Source organism: Escherichia sp. MOD1-EC5495 (assembly GCF_002965965.1).
GTDB classification, from domain to species: Bacteria; Pseudomonadota; Gammaproteobacteria; order Enterobacterales; family Enterobacteriaceae; genus Escherichia; species Escherichia ruysiae.
Window position 1 is genome coordinate 129,679 of the sequence record NZ_PTRI01000011.1, and the last position, 21,673, is coordinate 151,351.

Annotated in this window: 19 protein-coding genes; 12 read left to right on the top strand and 7 right to left on the bottom strand. The window is 50.6% G+C overall.

All coding sequences use genetic code 11. The features are described from left to right. Positions 1 to 58: 58 nt before the first annotated feature. The gene (locus BEG40_RS11125) at positions 59 to 2,200 is read right to left on the bottom strand and encodes a TonB-dependent siderophore receptor (RefSeq protein WP_001051714.1); all 2,142 of its coding nucleotides are present in this window, start codon (positions 2,198 to 2,200) and stop codon (positions 59 to 61) included. A gap of 373 nt (positions 2,201 to 2,573) precedes the next feature. Between BEG40_RS11125 and BEG40_RS11130 the strand changes: the two genes are divergently transcribed. From BEG40_RS11130 to BEG40_RS11150, 5 genes are read left to right on the top strand one after another with little or no spacing between them, the layout of a single operon-like run. Further along, on the top strand, positions 2,574 to 3,383 hold the full coding sequence (locus BEG40_RS11130) for an ABC transporter ATP-binding protein (RefSeq protein ID WP_105285414.1): 810 nt from the start codon (positions 2,574 to 2,576) through the stop codon (positions 3,381 to 3,383). Further along, complete coding sequence (locus tag BEG40_RS11135; RefSeq protein ID WP_105285415.1) at positions 3,380 to 4,363, top strand: FecCD family ABC transporter permease; 984 nt, start codon at positions 3,380 to 3,382, stop codon at positions 4,361 to 4,363. Before BEG40_RS11130 ends, BEG40_RS11135 begins: the two co-directional genes overlap by 4 nt. A gap of 8 nt (positions 4,364 to 4,371) precedes the next feature. Then, positions 4,372 to 5,409 carry a FecCD family ABC transporter permease gene (locus BEG40_RS11140; RefSeq protein ID WP_001490512.1) on the top strand — a complete coding sequence of 346 codons (1,038 nt, stop codon included), beginning with the start codon at positions 4,372 to 4,374 and terminating at the stop codon, positions 5,407 to 5,409. 10 nt (positions 5,410 to 5,419) lie between these two features. After that, positions 5,420 to 6,367, top strand: a complete 948-nt coding sequence (locus BEG40_RS11145) for an iron-siderophore ABC transporter substrate-binding protein (protein ID WP_010356901.1) — start codon at positions 5,420 to 5,422, stop codon at positions 6,365 to 6,367. After that, entirely contained in the window at positions 6,364 to 7,251 is an 888-nt protein-coding gene (locus BEG40_RS11150) for a MurR/RpiR family transcriptional regulator (RefSeq protein ID WP_000614947.1), read from the top strand. The genes BEG40_RS11145 and BEG40_RS11150 overlap by 4 nt, the downstream gene beginning before the upstream one ends. Positions 7,252 to 7,295: 44 nt before the next feature. On the opposite strand, the gene BEG40_RS11155 is transcribed toward BEG40_RS11150, so the two are convergent. The 4 genes from BEG40_RS11155 to qseB form a co-directional block, all read right to left on the bottom strand. Continuing rightward, entirely contained in the window at positions 7,296 to 7,610 is a 315-nt protein-coding gene (locus BEG40_RS11155) for a putative quinol monooxygenase (RefSeq protein ID WP_000958592.1), read from the bottom strand. A 30-nt stretch (positions 7,611 to 7,640) separates the two neighbouring features. Continuing rightward, positions 7,641 to 8,222: an NADPH:quinone oxidoreductase MdaB gene (gene mdaB, locus BEG40_RS11160; RefSeq protein ID WP_000065430.1), complete on the bottom strand. Its 582-nt coding sequence runs from the start codon at positions 8,220 to 8,222 to the stop codon at positions 7,641 to 7,643. A 109-nt stretch (positions 8,223 to 8,331) separates the two neighbouring features. Continuing rightward, positions 8,332 to 9,681, bottom strand: coding sequence for a quorum sensing histidine kinase QseC (gene qseC, locus BEG40_RS11165; protein ID WP_016159777.1), 1,350 nt, complete (start codon positions 9,679 to 9,681; stop codon positions 8,332 to 8,334). Beyond that, a complete protein-coding gene (gene qseB / locus BEG40_RS11170) occupies positions 9,678 to 10,337 on the bottom strand; it encodes a quorum sensing response regulator transcription factor QseB (protein WP_001221480.1) in 660 nt (219 codons plus the stop codon). Before qseB ends, qseC begins: the two co-directional genes overlap by 4 nt. Before the next feature lie 151 nt (positions 10,338 to 10,488). On the opposite strand from qseB, the gene ygiW reads away from it, so the two are divergent. The 7 genes from ygiW to BEG40_RS11205 all read left to right on the top strand — a co-directional run bounded on the left by ygiW (position 10,489) and on the right by BEG40_RS11205 (position 20,309). Further along, a complete protein-coding gene (gene ygiW, locus BEG40_RS11175; RefSeq protein ID WP_000731637.1) occupies positions 10,489 to 10,881 on the top strand; it encodes an OB fold stress tolerance protein YgiW in 393 nt (130 codons plus the stop codon). A 52-nt stretch (positions 10,882 to 10,933) separates the two neighbouring features. Beyond that, positions 10,934 to 11,416 carry an AraC family transcriptional regulator gene (locus BEG40_RS11180; RefSeq protein ID WP_105285416.1) on the top strand — a complete coding sequence of 161 codons (483 nt, stop codon included), beginning with the start codon at positions 10,934 to 10,936 and terminating at the stop codon, positions 11,414 to 11,416. A gap of 109 nt (positions 11,417 to 11,525) precedes the next feature. Then, positions 11,526 to 13,133 (top strand): ABC transporter substrate-binding protein, encoded by a 1,608-nt coding sequence (locus BEG40_RS11185; protein WP_105285417.1) that lies wholly within the window; start codon positions 11,526 to 11,528, stop codon positions 13,131 to 13,133. 137 nt (positions 13,134 to 13,270) lie between these two features. Beyond that, a complete protein-coding gene (gene parC / locus BEG40_RS11190; RefSeq protein WP_001281916.1) occupies positions 13,271 to 15,529 on the top strand; it encodes a DNA topoisomerase IV subunit A in 2,259 nt (752 codons plus the stop codon). Between the two features lie 227 nt (positions 15,530 to 15,756). Continuing rightward, entirely contained in the window at positions 15,757 to 16,494 is a 738-nt protein-coding gene (plsC, locus tag BEG40_RS11195; RefSeq protein WP_000965724.1) for a 1-acylglycerol-3-phosphate O-acyltransferase, read from the top strand. A 72-nt stretch (positions 16,495 to 16,566) separates the two neighbouring features. Beyond that, entirely contained in the window at positions 16,567 to 17,979 is a 1,413-nt protein-coding gene (gene ftsP / locus BEG40_RS11200; RefSeq protein WP_000059392.1) for a cell division protein FtsP, read from the top strand. Between the two features lie 110 nt (positions 17,980 to 18,089). After that, positions 18,090 to 20,309, top strand: a complete 2,220-nt coding sequence (locus tag BEG40_RS11205; RefSeq protein WP_016159780.1) for a YgiQ family radical SAM protein — start codon at positions 18,090 to 18,092, stop codon at positions 20,307 to 20,309. A gap of 42 nt (positions 20,310 to 20,351) precedes the next feature. On the opposite strand, the gene yqhH is transcribed toward BEG40_RS11205, so the two are convergent. Both yqhH and BEG40_RS11215 read right to left on the bottom strand, forming a co-directional pair. Continuing rightward, positions 20,352 to 20,609, bottom strand: a complete 258-nt coding sequence (gene yqhH, locus BEG40_RS11210) for a lipoprotein YqhH (protein WP_105285418.1) — start codon at positions 20,607 to 20,609, stop codon at positions 20,352 to 20,354. A 50-nt stretch (positions 20,610 to 20,659) separates the two neighbouring features. Beyond that, positions 20,660 to 21,586, bottom strand: a complete 927-nt coding sequence (locus tag BEG40_RS11215) for a YqhG/Tai3 family protein (RefSeq protein WP_105285419.1) — start codon at positions 21,584 to 21,586, stop codon at positions 20,660 to 20,662. Between the last annotated feature and the right edge of the window lie 87 nt (positions 21,587 to 21,673).

The following is a 21,673-nucleotide window of genomic DNA, read 5'->3' on the forward strand; positions in this document are numbered from 1 at the left end:
CCTCCCGTCAGGAGAATAAAACATAGCCCGGTATACAAGCGTATACCGGGCTTTTTTATCAAAACTCCATTTTCACCGTGAATTGCACTTCACGAGGATCGCCAATCTGGTTGCCCAGATTATTTGTGGCGATGGAAGAGGTGTAATACGTTTTATCAAACAGGTTTTTGACGTTTAATTGCAGAGTGACCGGATACTGCAATTTCATTTTGTATGCGGCGAAGGCATCGGCAACGAAATAGCCTGGCAGATAATAGTCAGCCCCATTGGTTGCCGAACGACGGCTTACGCCATGTCCGCCACCGCCAAGCGTCAGTGTGTTATTGCCTGGCATGTTGTGAATGTCATAGGTCAGGAATAGCGAACCGGTATGACGAGGAACATTCGGCAATGGTTTTCCTGCATAATCAGGATCATCCAGAACCTTAGCATCGGTATAGCCGTAGCTGGCAATTATATTAATATTTTCAGTTAATGCTCCCGCAAGGTCGACCTCTACCCCTCTTGAACGAACGCGGCCTGCCGTTTTGGCGATGGTTTCGTCACCAATACTTTCGGTATACAAGACGTTACGTTTATGGATATCAAACAGCGCAATATCTGCGGTTATACCATCGAACAGCTCGAATTTTGCCCCGACTTCGTAAGCATTAGATGATTCCGGTGGAAGATCGCCAATGTAGCTGGCAATTGACGATTGCGGCATAAATGTTTGCGAATAATTAGCAAATAAGGATACCGATGGCGTCAGTTTGTAGACTAACCCCAGTTTGGGAGTCCATTGTTCATCGCGACTGTCAGTATTGACATTAAAAGGGCGGCCTTTACCCGCATACTGCGTGTAATACTGATAGCGGATCCCGGCGACGGCAATCCAGTTATCGGTCAGATAGAGTGCGTCCTGTGCGTACGCTGAGTAGCTCTCCTGTTTGATCGTCTGATCGCTGTCCGACGCCGAGACCGTTGTGCATTTGCTGGTATTGCCATAAACAGGATTATAAATATTGAAATCTTTAGCGTTTTTACAGCGAATCATATCTGTGCGCAGAAGATCATAATATTCATATGACACCCCACCCAAAATTTCATTATAGAATCCAGCAATATCAACATTCCCTTGCAGATCCGCACGAGTAGAATGCATACGCTGGGTAGATCCCTGAGTTGCATCAACACGCCGTGTCAGTGTTCCTGTCGTTGCATCATACGCGGTAACGCGAGCTTGATTATCGCTGTATTTATCCTGGCTGTAGCTGTAATCAAAGCGCGCTGTCCACTGGCTATTGAGATGATATTCTGCGTTGAGTTGCGCCAGATCGGACTGACCATCTGTAATATTAAACGGTTCGTCGAAACGTATTTTTCGATCAACGTTTACGGGCTGTTTCGTCGTAAGGTCGAAAATCGTTCCACGATCGAACGGAGTTTTATAGTCCCGATGGGAATAGAGCATGGTTACTGTTGCATTATCACCAAACCAGGTGAGTGATGGGGCAATAAATGTACTGCGCTCTTTACCGAAATTCCGCCAGTAATCTTCATCCTGCACTTCCCCCGTCAGGCGGTATGCCAGCTGAGTGCCTTCAATGGGGCCTGTGATATCAAGTTGCCCGGTGCCACCACCGAAACTGGAGGACGTGGCTGAGACAGAACCATGGAATGTTTTTTCCGGGCGCTTTGTCACGACGTTAATCAGTCCGCCAGGATCGAGAATGCCATACAGCGTGGAGGCCGGGCCTTTTAGCACTTCCACACGTTCTGTTGCGGCGTTGAAGCTGCGAGGAAGTACGGTTCGCAGACCGTTGGTCATGATCGAGCCATCCCGGTTTGCGCCAAACCCACGGCGTACAAAAGCATCCTGAGTCCCGCCTAATGTATTGGTCTGTACCACGTTACTGACGTTATAAAGCGCCTCATCCAGCGTCGTCGCATTCTGATTTTCCAGTACTTGATCGCTAACCGTATTGACCACCTGCGGAATATCCAGCATTGGCATATCGGTTAATGTCGCCGTGGAGGTGCTCAGAGGTTGATAACCATCGGTAGCCTCAGTTGCGGTATTTGCATCCGCTGTAACAGTGATTGTTTCGCCATCTTTGGTCGTTACAGTGTCGGTTGCATGAATCATCGGTGCCGCAAAGAGCAGTGAAAAGAGCGCCCGACCTTTGACTCCTGAGAATGAAGGTGTGAACTTAGCCATTTAGTCTGTTATCCCAAAAACTCGCGGATTGTCGCGAGTGAAAATTGTTTCTTGTTGCTCACTAAGCACTATCCGTTTGTTATTTCGCCATCGGATATGTAATTGAGAATCATTCAATCATGTGGTGATGTAGTAGTAAATGATAAATAACAAAAAAGTGCTACATGTGTTTTTATGAGAGATTAATGCAATTTAATTGTGATTAACTTATTAATATATAATAATTTTATTTTTATAGTTAAAAATATTTAACCTGTTATTTACCTTGTTTTTGTGTGGCTTTTAACTTCTTGACTACTACATTTTGTGGCGTCAAACTCTCAAAGGAGAATGAGTTTTATTTTTGTTTGTCTTTGATTAAGTTGGCGTACACGTGGCACATAACGCAAAAGGGCAGGGGCTGATCCTCGACAATGTTTCTGCCGGGTATCACAAGAAAATCATTGTTGATGGTGTTTCTTTCTCCGTTCCCACAGAAAAAATGACCGTTCTGGTTGGGGCAAACGGTTGTGGAAAGTCGACGTTGCTCAGCACCATTGCACGTATCTTGCAACCCATGGGCGGCTCGATATTGCTGGATGGTAAAGCGATTCACGAGCAACCAACGAAAGAGTTATCCCGCAGACTTGGGATCTTGCCGCAGTCGCCATTATTGCCAGAGGGCTTAACCGTTTATGAACTGGTGTCGCGTGGGCGCTTTCCCTGGCAAAATTTCATACGTCAATGGAGCGACGCCGACGAACAGGCGGTAGAAGAGGCACTGAAATTAACCGGTACGCAGGAGTTTGCACATTTACCGGTTGAAAAACTCTCTGGTGGGCAGCGCCAGCGATGCTGGATTGCGATGGTGTTGGCGCAAAAGACGCCTTATATCCTGCTGGATGAACCCACAACCTGGCTTGATTTACGTTATCAGGTTGAAATTCTTGAGTTATTACATGATTTAACGCGTCATCACGGGCGTACAGTCGTCGTGGTGTTGCATGATCTGAATTTTGCCGTGAATTATGGTGATACGCTGATATTTTTACGCCAGGGGAAAGTGGTGCGTGTATTGAATGAGGGGGAGCATTGCACACCTGAGCTGGTAAAAGCTGTCTTTGACGTTGATGTTCACGCATCAATAAATCCTCTGACGGGGAAATCGTTTTTCATGCCGTTTCGTGGTGTAGAAAAAGTATGATGCGCACAGGGCTGGTTACTGTAATTTTCCTCGCCTTACTGCTGGTGGGATGCGTGGTATATCCAGGGATTGGTGCCCGATTTATTGCACCACAAACGGTGTTGCAGGCATTTCTTCATTTTGAACCGCAAAACTTCGATCACAACGTAATTGTAAGACTCCGTTTGCCGCGTTTAGCGGCAGCATTGCTGACTGGTGCTTCTCTTGGCGTTGCTGGTGCTTTGTTGCAGGCTGTCATTCGTAACCCATTGGGGGAGCCACATATTTTAGGCCTAAATGCCGGCGCCGCCCTGGCTGTCGTTGCCGCCAGCGCGCTTGGACTGGCCTTTCCTGTTGGGCGCCCACTGCTGGCATCTGCGGGAGGCGCGTTATTGTTCCTGTTGATATTGCTGCTTTCCTCCGCAGGGCGTTCAGGGTTAACGCCAATGAAAGTTACTTTATGCGGCGTGGCGCTATCGGCGTTTGTTTCCTCAATAACGGCTGCAATCCTGATTCTTGACGAGCAAACGTTGCTGGCGATGCGGACATGGCTAGCAGGTGATTTAGCGGGGCAGGATTGGGCGACGCTGGGTACGTCCGCCTGGTTTTCTCTGGGGGGGGTTGTGTTAGCCATTTACCTTGCGCCCTCTCTTAACATGTTGGCACTGGGTGATCGCATGGCGCAGGGGTTGGGCGTCTCGGTACTCCGCACGCGAACATTCACTCTGCTTGCGATCGCGTTGCTCTGTGGCGCAGCCGTATCGATTGCTGGCCCCATTGGTTTTGTCGGTCTGCTAGTACCGCAGATTGTCAGGCGTCTGGTATCAGCGGATCTGCGCGTTCTGCTCCCTCTTTCAGCTTGTGTCGGCGCGCTTTTGTTATTACTGGCAGATATTATTGCCCGGACGCTTTTCACGCCCCATGAGTTAGCGACCGGTGTCATGACGGCGTTAGTTGGTGCGCCTGTTTTTGTCATTATGGCGACGAGGATGTTCAAATGAGTCGGATAATGAACGTCGGGCTACGTCCACTACGTGTTGGTAAGTTTTCGACACTGGTACGCCCTAAAAATCTGGTGTTGCTTGGTGGGCTGTTTCTGTTTGCGGTTGGAATACTGATATTCGGTCTGATGCATGGTTCTTTTTCTGTCCCGGCATCGGAAGTAGGACGAGCGTTGTTTGCTCCAGAAAACGTAAGCACAGACGCACGTTATATTGTGCAGGATATTCGCTTGCCGAGAGTCATCATGGCATTGCTATGCGGAGCCATGTTAGGTATGGCGGGGGCCGCGATGCAATCCATTGCGCGTAACGGCCTTGCCGATCCTGGTTTAATCGGCGTCAAAGAAGGATGTAGCGTGGCGGTGCTGTGGCTGATTTTCCAGTTTCCAATGCTGGGAATGTTCTGGCGTCCAGTGGCTGGTCTTGCTGGTGGCTTGTTGGTGGCTTTAATCGTGATTTTTTGTGCGCGCGATATTTCCCGCCCGCGATTTGTTCTGATTGGTATTGGTGTTTCCTGGTTTTTCGCCGCCGGTATCGGTGTATTTATGACCACTGCAGATGTTCGAGATGTACAAACTGCATTGATGTGGTTATCGGGAAGCCTGCATGCAGCTAACTGGATGTTAGTCGGTATTTCAGCCTGTTGGATGTTGCCAGCCGCTCTTTTATTGCTGTTCACCGCCAGGACGGCGGATATCGCTCTGCTTGGTCATCAGGTTGCAACCGGGTTAGGGGTGAATAGTTCTCGTCTGGCGTTGTTACGTGTCGCCGCACCAATAATCCTGACAGCCGTCTGCGTTTCGTGTGTTGGTAACATCGGTTTTGTCGGATTGATAGCACCGCATATATCACGTTTTATTCTGCGTGGCGGGCAGACGACATTACTGCTGGGGAGCGCAGTATCGGGGGCGTTATTAGTTATCCTGGCGGATAGCATTGGTCGTTTGGCTTTTTTGCCTTTGCAACTGCCAGCCGGAATCATTATTTCACTGATTGGTGGACCATTCTTTTTACTACTGCTCTGGCAGCGCAGGAACAGTTTTTAACGGGAGTTATATGCGTTTATTTTTTTCTCTGCTGATACTGTTGTCATTTTTTGCCCGTGCAACAGAACCGGTTCAGGTCTTTACTGATGATTTAGGGCGCAAAGTCACTGTTCCTGCACATCCAAAGAGAATTGTCTCTTTACACGACCTTGATATCACTATTCCTCTGATTGAACTAGGTGTACCTCCTGTCGCCAGCCACGGGCGAACACGGCCTGATGGTAGCCATTTCATTCGATCAGGCGCGTTACTAACAGGCGTCGACTTCGATAATTCATCGATAGCCTTTATTGGAACTGCTGATATTGATATTGAAGCGATTGTGGCGGCAAAGCCTGATCTGATCATCACAGAACCGACCCGTAATACGCCCATTGAACAACTGGAAAAAATTGCGCCCACGGTGAGCATTGATCATCTCAAAGGGGGCGCGCCAGAAATCTACCGCAAGCTGGCAGAACTTACAGGAACGCAGGCGCGGCTGGCGATACTTGAACGCCGCTATCAGGCACAAATCAATGCGCTGAAGGCGACGCTGGACAGCCAAAAAATAACGGTATCGGTGATTCAGGCAAATCAGGGAAAAATTAATGTGATGCATAGCTATCATTCGCTGGGGCGTGTATTACGCGATGCTGGTTTTCGCTTTCCGCCGCTGATTGAGAGCATTCCTGAAGGTGGGCGAATGGATGTGAGCGCGGAGCGTTTGCCTGAACTGGATGCCGATTTTGTTTTTGCAACCTGGCGTGGTGACACCGGTGGTAAACCTCAGGATGAGCTGGCAGCAATGGAAAAAGTCATGCCGGGATGGTGTCAATTTCTGACGGCCTGTCGTTCCGGGCGCTATGTGCTGATTTCTCGTGAAGAGGCGATTTCTAACTCCTTTGCATCGCTGGGGCTGATAGCCGCGCAGATACAATCACAAATTGCAGGGCGACCTCTACCGGAGGCCAAATGATTCAGAAAGACAAAACACGAGTTGATATTTTTGGTGAGCGTTTTCGTACTCGCGCGAGTCAGTTAACGCCTGGGTTAAGAGCCGTCGCCAGCTACATTAATGAACATCGTGAAGTGGTACTCGAGCAAACGGCGATGGAAATTGCGACCACATTGAATACTTCTGATGCCACAGTGATTCGGGCTATACAGGCCCTGGGGTTTGCGGGGCTACGAGATCTGAAACGCACTCTGGAACAGTGGCTTGGTCCTGCTCTTAGTTCCAGCGAAAAGATGTCTACGACGGTGAGTAACTTGACGAGCGATGTTAACACCGCAATCGATTTTGTTCTTGAAGGGCATTTGTATACCTGTAATGTCCTGTCAGAGCCTGAAAACCGCCATGCGCTTGCACAAGCGGTAGCTATGCTGGTGCAGGCGCGGCAAGTTGTTATTTTTGGCATTGGCGCTTCGGGTATTCTGGCGGACTATACTGCACGGTTATTCAATCGTATTGGCTTACCCGCCACGGCGCTAAACCGTACTGGTATTGGCCTTGCCGAGCAACTGATCGCGCTTCAGCGTGGTGATGTATTGATCATGATGGCGCAAAAATCCGCACACCGGGAAGGACTGACAACGCTGCGTGAAGCAAGACGGCTGGGGATCCCTGTTATTTTGCTGACAAACGCTCTGGATTCGCGTTTTAGCAAAGACGCCAGTATCGTGATTCATGTTCCGCGCGGCGATGAAAAGGGGAAAACGCCGCTACATGGTACGGTATTGTTGTGCCTGGAAATGATTGTCTGGTCGGTGGCTTCCGCAGTGCCGCAGCGTGCGGTTAAAACCATTAAGCGAATTAACGATTTCCATCGGGGTTTGAAAACGGGAAGAAAGACTGGCTAATCTGACCTGAGACCGGTAACAGCACCGGCCTCTTTTCAGAAATGTCAAAGCCCCGGCTGCAGAATACGAATATTCATCTCCAGCACGTCGCCTTTTACGGCTTCACTATATGCTTTCATGTGCGGGGTTTGCAGATGCGCTTCAAGATGGGCAATGCTTTCCCACTGCTCAATCATCACGATAGAGTCCGGCGCCATAGACTGGAAACTCACGCCAGCAGCGCAATCCACCATCGGCGCATAGCCGTGGCAACCTTCTTCCTTCAGTACGATTGGAACGATTTTAGCAAACTGATCCAATACCGCCTGACGGTGATGTTGGCCAGGACGAGTACGGATTTCAGCGATTACTGTAAGCATGGTTAACTCCTTCTAAAGCCAGAGCTCTAGTTAACCAAAAATTTCCACAAGATGCTTGCGATATTCTTCAGTATAGCGGGGAACATCAGGCATTTTTATCACGTCATTAGCGATAAATGTCGGCAGCGGTTCCATGCCAAGGAATTGGTTTGCTTTATGGAACGGCAGATACACGCCGTCAACGCCGACGCCGTGGAAGAACTGATCTTTTTCGGTGAAGGCTTCCATTGGTGCGTTCCAGGTCAGGGAAAGCATATATTTTTTGCCCTGCACCAGGCCGCCAGAGCCGTATTTTTTCGACGGATCTTTGCGGGTACGACCATCGCTGGCATACAGCGTACCGTGACCTTCGGTGAACACATCATCAATGTATTTTTTCACCGTCCACGGCGCGCCCATCCACCAGCCAGGCATCTGCCAGATAACCACATCAGCCCAGAGAAAGTTTTGTACTTCGGCTTTGACATCGTAGTCGCTGTCGGCGCGAACGATGCGGACATCATGCCCGAGGTCGCGGAGCGTGCCATCCGCGACTTCGGTCAGGGTGTCGTTCAGTTGACCATTGGAGTGGGCGAATTTCTTCGCGCCGTTGATAATCAGGATATTGCTCATTTTTTATCCTCAAGGTGAGAAGTTTGTCGACTATAGTACGTCACAGAGCGGTACGGTGAAATTAGCAAAATGTGCAAAGTCTTTTGCGAATTTTGCAACAATATCACCACTACCAGCTCACCTTCGCCTCAAATCCACCTTGTTTTGCATTCCCAAACACAACATTCATGCCATGCAATTTGGCGATCCGCTGGACAATCGACAGCCCAAGCCCACTGCCGGTGGCGGTTTGTCCCGGTGGGCGATAGAAACGTTCGCCGATTCGCGCCAGTGCCTCTGGCGTCACACCGGGGCCGTTATCCCTCACGATGAAGTTATCGGCATTCAGCGTGACGTCCACCACGCTGCCTTGTGGGCTGTAGCGCACGGCGTTATCCAGCAGATTTCGTACCAGCAAACTTAGCAATAGCGGTTGTCCGGTGCGTTTGATGCCCTGTGCGTTGAGCGTCAGCCGCACGTCAATTTTCGCCTGCTGCGCCGTGTGGTAAATATCCATTACCGACGATTGCAGGAGATCTTCAAGTGGGATCTCCGCGACATCCTGAAGGTTATCCAGCGAGTCGAGCCGCGACAGAGTGAGCAGTTGATCAACAAGGCGGGTGGCGCGATCGATCCCGGAATGTAATTGAAGCAGTGCTTTTTTCCGTGCCTGTGGATCGTCGTCAGAGAGCTGCGCAACTTCGGTTTGTACTTTCAGCGCCGTTAACGGGCTACGCAGTTCGTGAGCAGCATCGGAGGTAAAGCGTCGTTCACGAACCATCATCGTATGAGTACGGTCGAACAGTTGATTCAGCGACTCGACCAGCGGACGCACTTCGTTGGGTACACCGTCAGCGTTGAGCGGTTTTTCCGAGTCAGGATCGCGCATACGTAGCGCCAGCGCCAGTTTGTTTAGTGGCGAGAGTTCACGACCCAGTAGTACCATCATGATAATCAACATGATAGGCAGCGCGATAAGCCAGGGAATGAGCTGTCCGGTGACAATCGCCAGCGCCATGTCTTCACGGTATTCCCACTCCTGGCCAACAACGATGCGATACTTACCATCGGGGGATGTCATCCAGACAAAACGCCAGGGATCGTCTTCACCTACCAGTTGCCCATTAGCAAAACCTTCCCGTTGATAGCTGTAGGGAATATCTTCTCCATTATCGCCATCGTTAAGAACCATGTTGCCGTCGTGAGTAAAGACTGCAAAGGTCAGCGCATCATCATCTACGTGACCGTGTTTTAATTTATTCGGTGTCTGCGCCATACGATCTGCCGCATTGATTTCGTTAAGATCGAGCGTACTTAACCGTTTGGCAAACAGCATCAACTGGGTATCGAATAACTCATCGACATTATCAATTGTTTGTTTCCAGGCGACAAAGCTGGAGAGTAGCCAGGTCACCGAGGCCAGAATCAAAAAGATCAGCGTCAACCTGACTCGCAGACTAAGGCGTTGGGTAAATTTCATTTCTCACCTAATGTGTAGCCAATACCGTGAACGGTGCGAATAAAGTCGCTGCCGAGCTTACGTCGCAGATGATGCACATGCACTTCGATGGCATTGCTGGTGACCTCTTCGTCCCAGGTATACAGTTTTTCTTCAATCAGTTTGCGCGGCAGTACCCGACCGGCGTTACGCATCAGTAATTCCAGCAGGGCAAATTCTTTTGGCTTCAGCGTTAAGAGTTCGCCGGCCTGGGTGGCGATACGTTTGCCTGGGTCGAGCATTACGTTACCGTGATGTAGCTCATTGCTGGCTTGCCCGTTGCTTCGGCGCATCAGAGCTTCCAGCCTGGCTGCGACTTCTATCAATGCAAAAGGTTTACAAAGATAATCGTCGGCTCCCAGACGCAAACCTTCCACGCGTTCCGCCAGGGCATCGCGCGCGGTCAGGATTAATACTGGCTCACGCTGACCTTTATCCCGCCATTCGCGCAAAATATCGCGACCATCCATTCCCGGTAAGGTTAAATCCAGAATTACTGCGTCATAAGGTGCGCTATAAAGCGCCTCTTTTCCCTGACGACCTTCCGTAAACCAGTCAACACTAAAGCCCATCTTACTAAGACCTGTTTTGATGCCGTCGCCAATCAGCATGTCATCTTCTATCAGTAAAATTCGCATCTTTTCATCCCTGCGATAGCTGTATTCGTTGCCAGTAAACCGTGTTGTAACGCGCTCTGTACAGTACTAAATTTTCTTTTTTTTTCTTAAGAAGTTGTTAAGGAGTATCTTGTTTAATGCTCGAAAACAGACATTAAAGGGAGTAACAAACATGAAAAAATTAGCAGCAGTAATTGCAGTAATGGCTCTGTGTAGCGCACCAGTTATGGCAGCAGAGCAGGGTGGTTTTTCTGGACCATCAGCAACGCAAAATCAGGCCGGAGGATTTCAGGGGCCGAACGGCAGTGTAACTAACGTAGAAAACGCAAAATCCCTGCGTGATGATACCTGGGTAACCCTGCGCGGCAATATCGTTGAACGCATCTCTGACGATCTCTACGTGTTCAAAGATGCCAGCGGTACTATCAATGTCGATATCGACCACAAACGCTGGAACGGTGTAACGGTGACACCGAAAGATACGGTTGAGATTCAGGGGGAGGTCGATAAAGACTGGAACTCAGTTGAGATCGACGTTAAACAGATTCGTAAAGTGAATCCGTAATTGTTACCGCTCCCGGGACGCGTTCCCGGGAATAATTTCGCAGGGAGGCAACATGAAAAACCAGGCACTGGCCGTGAACATCATCAATTTCCCTTCAACCCGCGTGGCTTTGTTGCCGCATCGTTGTAGCCCTGAGTTGCTCAACTATAGCGTGGCGAAATTTATCATGTGGCGCAAAGAGACGGGACTTTCCCCTGTTAACCAAAGCCAGACATTTGGCGTCGCCTGGGATGATCCTGCCAGCACCGCGCCGGAAGCGTTTCGCTTTGATATCTGCGGCAGCGTTAGCGAAGCGATTCCGGAGAATCGTTATGGCGTGAGTAATAGTGAGCTTGATGGAGGACGTTATGCCGTGGCTCGTCACGTTGGCGAACTGGACGATATTTCGCGCACGGTATGGGGCATCATTAGTCAGTGGCTGCCTGAAAGCGGCGAGAGAATACGTAAAGCGCCGATACTGTTTCACTACACTAATCTGGCTGAAGGGATGTCAGAGCAACGGCTGGAAACAGATGTCTATGTGCCGTTGGCGTGACGGGAAATATTTTAACGGAGTGTGAGCCAAATCACTCGCGATAAGTTTGAGCTAACAATCTCACCGGCGTATTGTTGTCGGGCTTATAATTTCTCCGGTAAGGAATACCATGTATACGCGAAATTTATTATGGCTGGTCAGCCTGGTAAGTGCGGCTCCTCTCTATGCTGCTGACGTTCCCGCCAACACACCGCTCGCCCCGCAACAAGTCTTTCGTTACAACAATCATAGCGACCCAGGTACGCTCGACCCGCAAAAGGTTGAGGAGAATACTGCTGCGCAGATTGTGCTGGATCTGTTTGAAGGTCTGGTATGGATAGACAGTGAAGACAAAGTGCAACCCGCTCAGGCCGAATCATGGGAGGTGTCAGATGGCGGCAAACGTTATGTTTTCCATTTACGTAACGGCTTACAGTGGTCTGATGGCCAGCCCTTAACGGCACAGGATTTTGTCCTCGGCTGGCAGCGCGCGGTTGACCCCAAAACGGCAAGCCCTTTTGCCGGCTATCTGCCACAGGCGCATATTAAAAATGCAGCGGCTATTGTGGCAGGCAAAGCGGATATTGCATCGCTGGGTGTGAAGGCTACCGATGATCGCACTCTTGAAGTCACGCTTGAGCAACCCGTTCCCTGGTTCACGACCATGCTCGCCTGGCCGACGCTGTTTCCGGTTCCGCATCATGTGATTGCGAAGTATGGCGATAGCTGGAGTAAGCCAGAACATATGGTTTACAACGGTGCTTTTGTGCTTGATAAATGGGTAGTTAACGAAAAGATTACAGCGCGAAAAAATCCTCAATACCGCGATGCAGAGCATACTGTCTTGCAGCAGGTTGAGTATCTGGCGCTGGATAATTCGGTCACCGGCTATAACCGCTATCGTGCGGGAGAGGTTGATCTCACCTGGGTTCCGGCGCAGCAAATTCCTGCAATCGAAAAATCACTTCCTGGCGAGCTGCGAATTATCCCGCGTCTGAACAGCGAATATTACAACTTCAACACCCGGAAACCGCCGTTTGATGACGCCCGTGTGCGGCGGGCGTTGTATCTTACGGTCGACAGGCCGTTAATCGCGCAAAAGATACTTGGGTTGCGAACGCCCGCAACAACATTGACGCCGCCAGAGGTAGAAGGATTTCGTGCGCCAACGTTTGAGGAACTGCAAAAGCCAATGGGTGAGCGTGTCGCGATAGCAAAAGCCTTACTGAAACAGGCGGGATACGACGCCTCTCATCCGCTACGCTTTGAACTGTTCTACAACAAGTACGATCTGCATGAAAAAACGGCGATAGCCTTGTCTTCCGAATGGAAAAAATGGCTGGGCGCACAGGTGACGCTGCGCACAATGGAGTGGAAAACGTATCTCGATGCCCGGCGTAGCGGTGATTTCATGTTGTCGCGGCAGTCGTGGGATGCGACATATAATGATGCATCCAGCTTCCTGAACACGCTTAAAAGCGATAGTGAAGAGAACGTCGGTCACTGGAAAAATGCAAAGTATGACGCGTTATTGAACCAGGCCGCGCAAACCACCGACGCGGGAAAACGTAATGCGCTGTATCAACAGGCCGAGGCCATTATCAACCAGCAGGCACCGCTCATTCCCATCTACTATCAGCCGCTGATCAAACTGCTTAAACCTTACGTTGGCGGTTTCCCGCTGCATAATCCCCAGGATTATGTCTACAGCAAAGAGTTGTATATCAAGGCACATTGATGCCTTTATCGCCGTCGGAGTACGTCCGGCGGCACTATTCACACTGATCTCCTGTGACTCGACGCGACAGATAATGTAGTATCTCCGGCAATATTGCCCCTTTGAAGGCTGGCGAATAAGTTGAGGAATCAGAATTAATGAGCGATATGGCAGAGCGCCTTGCGCTACATGAATTTACGGAAAACGCCTACTTAAACTACTCCATGTACGTCATCATGGATCGTGCGTTGCCGTTTATTGGTGATGGTCTGAAACCTGTTCAGCGCCGCATTGTGTATGCGATGTCAGAACTGGGTCTGAATGCTACCGCCAAATTTAAAAAATCGGCCCGTACTGTGGGTGACGTACTGGGTAAATACCATCCGCACGGTGACAGCGCCTGCTATGAAGCGATGGTACTGATGGCGCAGCCGTTTTCTTACCGTTATCCGCTGGTTGATGGGCAGGGAAACTGGGGGGCACCGGACGATCCGAAATCGTTCGCGGCAATGCGTTATACCGAATCCCGCCTGTCGAAATATTCTGAGCTGTTATTGAGTGAGCTGGGGCAAGGGACGGCGGACTGGGTGCCAAACTTCGACGGCACGTTGCAGGAGCCGAAAATGTTGCCTGCTCGCTTGCCGAATATTTTGCTTAACGGCACCACCGGTATTGCTGTCGGGATGGCGACGGACATTCCGCCACACAACCTGCGTGAAGTCGCCCAGGCGGCAATCGCTTTAATCGACCAGCCGAAAACCACGCTTGACCAGTTGCTGGATATTGTTCAGGGCCCGGACTACCCGACCGAAGCGGAAATTATCACCTCCCGCGCCGAGATCCGTAAAATCTACGAGAACGGTCGTGGTTCTGTGCGTATGCGCGCGGTGTGGAAGAAAGAAGATGGCGCGGTAGTTATCAGCGCCTTACCGCATCAGGTTTCTGGTGCGCGCGTACTGGAGCAAATTGCTGCGCAAATGCGCAACAAAAAGCTGCCGATGGTTGACGATCTGCGCGATGAATCTGACCACGAGAACCCGACCCGTCTGGTGATTGTGCCGCGTTCTAATCGTGTGGATATGGATCAGGTGATGAATCATCTGTTTGCCACGACCGATCTGGAAAAGAGCTATCGTATCAACCTCAATATGATTGGTCTGGATGGGCGTCCGGCGGTGAAAAACCTGCTGGAAATCCTCTCCGAATGGCTGGTGTTCCGTCGCGATACCGTGCGCCGCCGTCTCAATTATCGTCTGGAGAAAGTCCTCAAGCGCCTGCATATTCTTGAAGGTTTGCTGGTGGCGTTTCTCAATATCGACGAAGTGATTGAGATCATTCGTAATGAAGATGAACCGAAACCGGCACTGATGTCGCGTTTTGGCATTACGGAAACCCAGGCGGAAGCGATCCTCGAACTGAAACTGCGTCATCTCGCCAAACTGGAAGAGATGAAGATTCGCGGTGAGCAGAACGAACTGGAAAAAGAGCGCGACCAGTTGCAGAGCATTCTGGCTTCCGAGCGCAAGATGAATAACCTGCTGAAGAAAGAGCTACAGGCCGACGCACAAGCTTATGGCGACGATCGCCGTTCGCCGTTGCAGGAACGCGAAGAAGCGAAAGCGATGAGCGAGCACGATATGCTGCCGTCCGAACCCGTTACCATTGTGCTGTCACAGATGGGTTGGGTACGCAGCGCCAAAGGCCATGACATCGACGCACCAGGCCTGAACTATAAAGCGGGCGATAGCTTCAAAGCGGCGGTGAAAGGCAAGAGCAACCAACCGGTGGTATTTGTTGATTCCACTGGTCGTAGCTACGCCATCGACCCGATTACGCTGCCGTCGGCGCGTGGTCAGGGCGAACCACTCACCGGGAAACTGACGTTACCGCCAGGTGCCACTGTTGATCACATGCTAATGGAAAGCGACGATAAGAAACTGTTGATGGCTTCCGATGCTGGCTATGGATTCGTCTGCACCTTTAACGATCTTGTTGCCCGTAACCGTGCAGGTAAAGCATTGATTACCTTACCTGAAAATGCGCATGTTATGCCGCCAGTAGTGATTGAAGATGCCTCTGATATGCTACTGGCTATCACCCTGGCGGGACGTATGTTGATGTTCCCGGTAAGTGAGCTTCCGCAACTGTCGAAGGGTAAAGGCAACAAGATCATCAACATCCCATCGGCAGAAGCTGCGCGGGGCGAGGATGGTCTGGCACACCTGTATGTACTGCCGCCGCAGAGCACTCTGACTATTCATGTCGGGAAACGCAAAATCAAACTGCGCCCGGAAGAGTTGCTGAAAGTGACCGGTGAGCGTGGTCGCCGTGGCACCTTGATGCGCGGTTTACAGCGTATCGACCGTGTCGAGATTGACTCACCTCACCGCGCCAGCAGTAGCGATAGCGAAGAGTAACATGCCGGAGGGGCTTTCTCCCGTTTGTAAGGAACGCCGGATGACACGTTAAGTCGTCATCCGGCAGCGTAATCAGCCCCAGGAAACGATAAAAATTCCCTTGAAACCGTTGTTTATTCATGCGTTGCGATTAACAATACGCTTTTCCAGAGAGCGGCTTTTAACAATGCCCTAACCTGATTTCAGGTGACGTACAATGCCAGTCTCTCAGATCTTCAGAGGGTGTTATGCTATATATCTTTCGTCTTATTATTACCGTTATTTACAGCATCTTAGTCTGTGTTTTCGGCTCCATTTACTGCCTTTTCAGCCCGCGAAATCCAAAGCATGTAGCCACCTTCGGGCATATGTTTGGGCGCCTTGCGCCGCTGTACGGGCTGAAAGTTGAGTGTCGCAAACCTGCAGATGCTGAAAGCTATGGTAATGCTATCTATATTGCTAACCACCAGAACAATTATGACATGGTGACAGCATCGAACATCGTGCAGCCGCCGACGGTTACAGTGGGTAAAAAGAGTTTGCTGTGGATCCCCTTCTTTGGGCAGTTGTACTGGTTAACCGGCAACTTATTGATCGACAGAAACAACCGTACTAAGGCGCACGGCACTATCGCGGAAGTGGTGAATCACTTCAAAAAACGCCGTATTTCCATCTGGATGTTCCCGGAAGGAACGCGCAGCCGTGGTCGCGGTCTGTTGCCGTTTAAAACTGGGGCATTCCATGCGGCAATTGCGGCAGGCGTCCCGATTATTCCCGTGTGTGTTTCCACGACTTCGAATAAGATTAATCTTAATCGACTGAATAATGGTTTAGTGATCGTAGAAATGCTGCCGCCAATTGACATCAGTCAATATGGTAAAGATCAGGTTCGCGAGCTGGCTGCTCATTGTCGTTCGATAATGGAACAAAAAATCGCCGAGCTCGATAAAGAAGTCGCAGAGCGCGAAGCCGCCGGAAAAGTTTAAGTCGGCAATCTGTTTTTTGCGGGGATGTTTTCCTGCACGGTATTACTTTAGCCAGTTTTACATGGAGCAAATATGTCACTCAGTCGGCGTCAGTTCATTCAGGCATCGGGGATCGCACTGTGTGCAGGTGCTGTTCCCCTGAAGGCAAGCGCAGCCGGTCAACAGCAACCACTGCCCGTTCCGCCGCTGCTTGAATCTCGCCGTGGGCAACCGCTATTTATGACAGTACAACGTGCGCACTGGTCATTTACGCCAGGAACGCGCGCGTCGGTTTGGGGTATCAATGGTCGCTACCTGGGGCCGACTATTCGCGTCTGGAAGGGCGACGATGTTAAGCTGATTTACAGCAACCGACTGACAGAAAATGTCTCAATGACAGTGGCTGGATTACAAGTGCCAGGTCCACTGATGGGCGGTCCGGCACGCATGATGTCGCCAAACGCTGACTGGGCGCCTGTGCTGCCAATTCGCCAGAATGCTGCGACTTTGTGGTATCACGCTAATACCCCCAACCGCACGGCGCAGCAGGTCTATAACGGCCTTGCCGGGATGTGGCTGGTGGAAGATGAAGTCAGCAAGTCGCTGCCCATTCCTAACCATTATGGTGTGGATGATTTTCCTGTCATTATCCAGGATAAACGGCTGGATAACTTTGGTACGCCAGAATACAACGAACCGGGAAGTGGCGGCTTTGTTGGCGATACGCTGCTGGTCAACGGTGTACAAAGCCCGTACGTTGAAGTTTCGCGCGGTTGGGTGCGCCTGCGCCTGCTGAACGCATCGAACTCCCGTCGCTATCAACTGCAGATGAGCGATGGTCGTCCGTTGCACGTGATTTCTGGCGATCAGGGATTCCTGCCTGCTCCCGTGTCGGTGAAGCAGCTTTCGCTGGCGCCGGGCGAACGCCGTGAAATTCTGGTGGATATGAGCAACGGTGATGAAGTGTCTATCACCTGTGGCGAAGCGGCGAGCATTGTTGATCGTATTCGTGGCTTCTTTGAGCCGTCCAGCATTCTGGTTTCCACGCTGGTGCTAACGTTGCGCCCGACCGGCCTTCTGCCGCTGGTCACTGACAGCCTGCCGATGCGCTTGTTACCGACTGAAATCATGGCCGGTTCACCGATTCGCAGCCGTGATATTAGCCTGGGCGATGATCCCGGCATCAACGGGCAGCTATGGGACGTTAATCGCATTGATGTTGCTGCCCAGCAGGGAACGTGGGAACGCTGGACGGTACGCGCGGACGAGCCGCAATCATTCCATATTGAAGGTGTGATGTTCCAGATCCGTAACGTGAATGGCGCAATGCCATTCCCGGAAGACAGAGGCTGGAAAGATACCGTCTGGGTTGATGGACAAGTGGAACTGCTTGTTTATTACGGTCAGCCTTCCTGGGCGCATTTCCCGTTTTACTTTGGTAGCCAGACACTGGAAATGGCGGATCGCGGCTCTATTGGGCAGTTGCTGGTTAATCCAGTGCCTTAATCGCCATACTCGCCCGAGGAGGGCGAGTATGGAATACCTTTCGATTTCTCTTTCGTTCCGGCTTATAATCCCCGGCCTTTGATTATTTTTTTATCATTTCTGGAAGCAAAATGAGCTCTATCTCCCTGATCCAACCGGATCGCGACCTGTTCTCCTGGCCGCAGTACTGGGCCGCCTGTTTTGGACCGGCACCGTTTTTGCCGATGTCTCGTGAAGAGATGGATCAACTTGGCTGGGATAGCTGCGACATCATTTTGGTTACTGGCGACGCGTATGTCGATCACCCAAGCTTCGGGATGGCGATTTGCGGTCGTATGCTGGAGGCGCAGGGCTTTCGCGTCGGGATCATCGCCCAGCCGGACTGGAGCAGCAAAGACGACTTTATGCGTCTGGGTAAACCGAATCTGTTTTTCGGCGTGACCGCAGGCAATATGGACTCGATGATCAACCGTTACACTGCCGATCGCCGTTTGCGTCATGACGATGCTTACACGCCGGATAACGTCGCGGGTAAGCGCCCGGATCGCGCCACGCTGGTTTATACCCAACGTTGTAAAGAGGCATGGAAAGATGTTCCGGTGATCCTCGGTGGTATTGAAGCCAGCCTGCGCCGTACCGCGCATTATGATTACTGGTCTGATACCGTGCGCCGTTCCGTGCTGGTGGATTCCAAAGCCGACATGCTGATGTTCGGTAACGGTGAGCGTCCGCTGGTGGAAGTGGCGCATCGTCTGGCGATGGGCGAGCCGATTAGCGAAATCCGCGATGTACGTAATACCGCGATTATCGTGAAAGAGGCTCTGCCTGGCTGGAGCGGCGTGGATTCTACTCGTCTTGATACACCAGGGAAAATCGACCCTATTCCGCATCCGTATGGCGAAGATTTGCCGTGTGCGGATAACAAACCGGTGGCTCCGAAAAAACAAGAAGCCAAAGCCGTTACCGTGCAGCCGCCGCGCCCGAAACCGTGGGAAAAAACCTACGTTTTGTTACCTTCTTTCGAGAAAGTAAAGGCAGATAAAGTGCTGTACGCTCATGCTTCGCGTATTTTGCACCACGAAACCAACCCTGGCTGTGCCCGCGCGCTGATGCAAAAACATGGCGACCGCTATGTGTGGATCAACCCGCCTGCTATTCCGCTTTCTACCGAAGAGATGGACAGCGTTTTTGCGCTGCCGTACAAGCGCGTGCCGCATCCGGCTTACGGTAATGCCCGTATTCCGGCTTACGAAATGATCCGTTTCTCGGTCAACATTATGCGTGGCTGCTTTGGCGGCTGCTCTTTCTGCTCTATTACCGAGCATGAAGGGCGCATTATTCAGAGCCGTTCGGAAGATTCGATTATCAATGAGATTGAAGCGATCCGTGACACCGTTCCGGGCTTTACGGGCGTGATTTCCGATCTCGGTGGGCCAACTGCCAACATGTATATGTTGCGCTGCAAGTCACCACGCGCCGAGCAAACTTGTCGCCGTTTGTCGTGTGTTTACCCGGATATTTGCCCGCATATGGACACTAACCACGAACCGACGATCAACCTCTATCGCCGCGCGCGCGATCTGAAAGGCATTAAAAAGATCCTGATCGCCTCCGGTGTGCGTTATGACATCGCCGTGGAAGATCCGCGCTATATCAAAGAGCTGGCAACCCATCACGTTGGCGGTTATCTGAAGATTGCCCCGGAACATACCGAAGAAGGGCCGTTGTCGAAGATGATGAAGCCGGGTATGGGTAGCTATGACCGCTTTAAAGAACTGTTCGACACCTACTCGAAACAGGCAGGTAAAGAGCAGTATCTGATCCCGTATTTCATCTCCGCGCACCCCGGTACGCGCGATGAAGATATGGTGAATCTGGCGCTGTGGCTGAAGAAACATCGCTTCCGTCTCGACCAGGTGCAGAACTTCTATCCGTCGCCGCTGGCTAACTCAACCACCATGTATTACACCGGCAAAAATCCGCTGGCGAAAATTGGTTATAAGAGCGAAGACGTCTTCGTGCCGAAGGGCGACAAGCAGCGTCGTCTGCATAAAGCGTTGTTGCGTTACCACGATCCGGCAAACTGGCCGTTAATCCGCCAGGCGCTGGAAGCGATGGGTAAAAAGCATCTGATTGGCAGCCGTCGCGATTGCTTAGTGCCTGCGCCAACCATTGAAGAGATGCGCGAAGCCCGCCGACAGAACCGTAACACCCGTCCGGCGTTGACCAAACATACGCCAATGGCGACTCAGCGTCAGACGCCTGCTACGACAAAGAAAGCGTCGCCTGTGCAATCTCGCCCTGTGAATGCCGGTGCGAAGAAACGCCCTAAAGCGGCGACTGGACGTTAAAAAAACATCCCCGGTAACTGAATGCTGCCGGGGATGTTTTTATCATTCCGCATACATACGCAAGCAGCGCAGGCAATCGAAATAGTCCTGCGCATCAAGGCGTGTATTGGCTCTGTTAGCTTCGGATTTTGCGGCGTAGATTTGCGGGCGTAATGCTTTTATATCCTGCTCAAGCCTGGCGATTTTGGTATTTAATGTTTGTACATTACCTGCCAGTTGATTGACCTTTTGCTCATTGACGCAACCACTTAATAAGCCGGTTACCAGAATGAGTGCTCCCACGGTGAAAATATTTTTCATATCGTGCTCCCTTTTATTTATTGTTCCGATTAATTTTTATTTTATTCAGCTTATTGCTTTAATCTGGCGGATGTTTTCGCTTCAATCTGTTTAAGCAAACTCCCGCTGCCAGGACGGATAAAATCGGCAATTTCCCACTTTCCTTCGCGCCGCTGTAAAACTAAATCCTGCTCTTCACTGTTATCATTGGTCAGCGCAATACGAACATGAATGCGGGCAGAATCGGCGGTTTTTTTCAGGATACGAATTTCATCAACGCGAGAAAATAGCGACTCTTCGCCAAAACAGATCGGGTTGTCGTAAATAAATTGCCGTTCTATTTGCATCTCTTGATCGAAATTGCCGTTTTTATTGAATGTGGTTTTATAAAATTCATTGACTGCCTGACGATAGGTGTCGGAAACAACCCATGTCCAGGGCCAGCTATAATCTGCAATATGTTTAAACAATTCGGCGACAAAGGCTTCAGGCTCTTCTTTTTGTAATGAAGCTAGTGTTGCCAGGATTTTTTCATTCTCGCTATTAACTGCCTGCCAGACGCTGCCATGGTTGCTGATGACATCATCAATGACCCAACGACCATTTTCTGCCACCATTTTCAGCGTTTGCGTGGTCTTTTCTTTATCGTCGTCAAAGGTACGAAAGCGCACAACGGCATCTGCATGATCGGTATCCGTTTGAGTAACTGCTACGCTTTCTAACACCAGATCGCCAAAATCCTGACAATCACAAATCGGATCATAATCCAGCCAGCCGATATTGCCCGGCAGCGTGAGATTATCATTCAGGGTAAGTGCTTTTTGTATGCGTGCAGACGTTATCGCCTGCTCTCCTGTCTCACCAAAATAAGGCGCGCTGGCATCAGATTTATAGTTTTGATAAATCTGGCGAACTGTCTGTTCAGCAGTCAGCGAGGGTGATTGTGCCTGAGTAGTGAAGCTTGCAAAAAACGCCAAAAACAGAAGTATTATTTTCATCTGTTTTTCACCTCACCGTCGTGTTTATCCATTAGACTGGCCCCCTGAATCTCCAGACAACCAATATCACTTAAATAAGTGATAGTC

Coding starts and splice junctions, on each gene's coding strand:
- BEG40_RS11125 (WP_001051714.1), bottom strand. CDS start 2,200: ATGGCTAAGTTCACACCTTCATTCTCAGGAGTCAAAGGTCGGGCGCTC.
- BEG40_RS11135 (WP_105285415.1), top strand. CDS start 3,380: ATGATGCGCACAGGGCTGGTTACTGTAATTTTCCTCGCCTTACTGCTG.
- BEG40_RS11140 (WP_001490512.1), top strand. CDS start 4,372: ATGAACGTCGGGCTACGTCCACTACGTGTTGGTAAGTTTTCGACACTG.
- BEG40_RS11145 (WP_010356901.1), top strand. CDS start 5,420: ATGCGTTTATTTTTTTCTCTGCTGATACTGTTGTCATTTTTTGCCCGT.
- BEG40_RS11150 (WP_000614947.1), top strand. CDS start 6,364: ATGATTCAGAAAGACAAAACACGAGTTGATATTTTTGGTGAGCGTTTT.
- BEG40_RS11155 (WP_000958592.1), bottom strand. CDS start 7,610: ATGCTTACAGTAATCGCTGAAATCCGTACTCGTCCTGGCCAACATCAC.
- mdaB (WP_000065430.1), bottom strand. CDS start 8,222: ATGAGCAATATCCTGATTATCAACGGCGCGAAGAAATTCGCCCACTCC.
- qseC (WP_016159777.1), bottom strand. CDS start 9,681: ATGAAATTTACCCAACGCCTTAGTCTGCGAGTCAGGTTGACGCTGATC.
- qseB (WP_001221480.1), bottom strand. CDS start 10,337: ATGCGAATTTTACTGATAGAAGATGACATGCTGATTGGCGACGGCATC.
- ygiW (WP_000731637.1), top strand. CDS start 10,489: ATGAAAAAATTAGCAGCAGTAATTGCAGTAATGGCTCTGTGTAGCGCA.
- BEG40_RS11180 (WP_105285416.1), top strand. CDS start 10,934: ATGAAAAACCAGGCACTGGCCGTGAACATCATCAATTTCCCTTCAACC.
- BEG40_RS11185 (WP_105285417.1), top strand. CDS start 11,526: ATGTATACGCGAAATTTATTATGGCTGGTCAGCCTGGTAAGTGCGGCT.
- parC (WP_001281916.1), top strand. CDS start 13,271: ATGAGCGATATGGCAGAGCGCCTTGCGCTACATGAATTTACGGAAAAC.
- plsC (WP_000965724.1), top strand. CDS start 15,757: ATGCTATATATCTTTCGTCTTATTATTACCGTTATTTACAGCATCTTA.
- ftsP (WP_000059392.1), top strand. CDS start 16,567: ATGTCACTCAGTCGGCGTCAGTTCATTCAGGCATCGGGGATCGCACTG.
- BEG40_RS11205 (WP_016159780.1), top strand. CDS start 18,090: ATGAGCTCTATCTCCCTGATCCAACCGGATCGCGACCTGTTCTCCTGG.
- yqhH (WP_105285418.1), bottom strand. CDS start 20,609: ATGAAAAATATTTTCACCGTGGGAGCACTCATTCTGGTAACCGGCTTA.
- BEG40_RS11215 (WP_105285419.1), bottom strand. CDS start 21,586: ATGAAAATAATACTTCTGTTTTTGGCGTTTTTTGCAAGCTTCACTACT.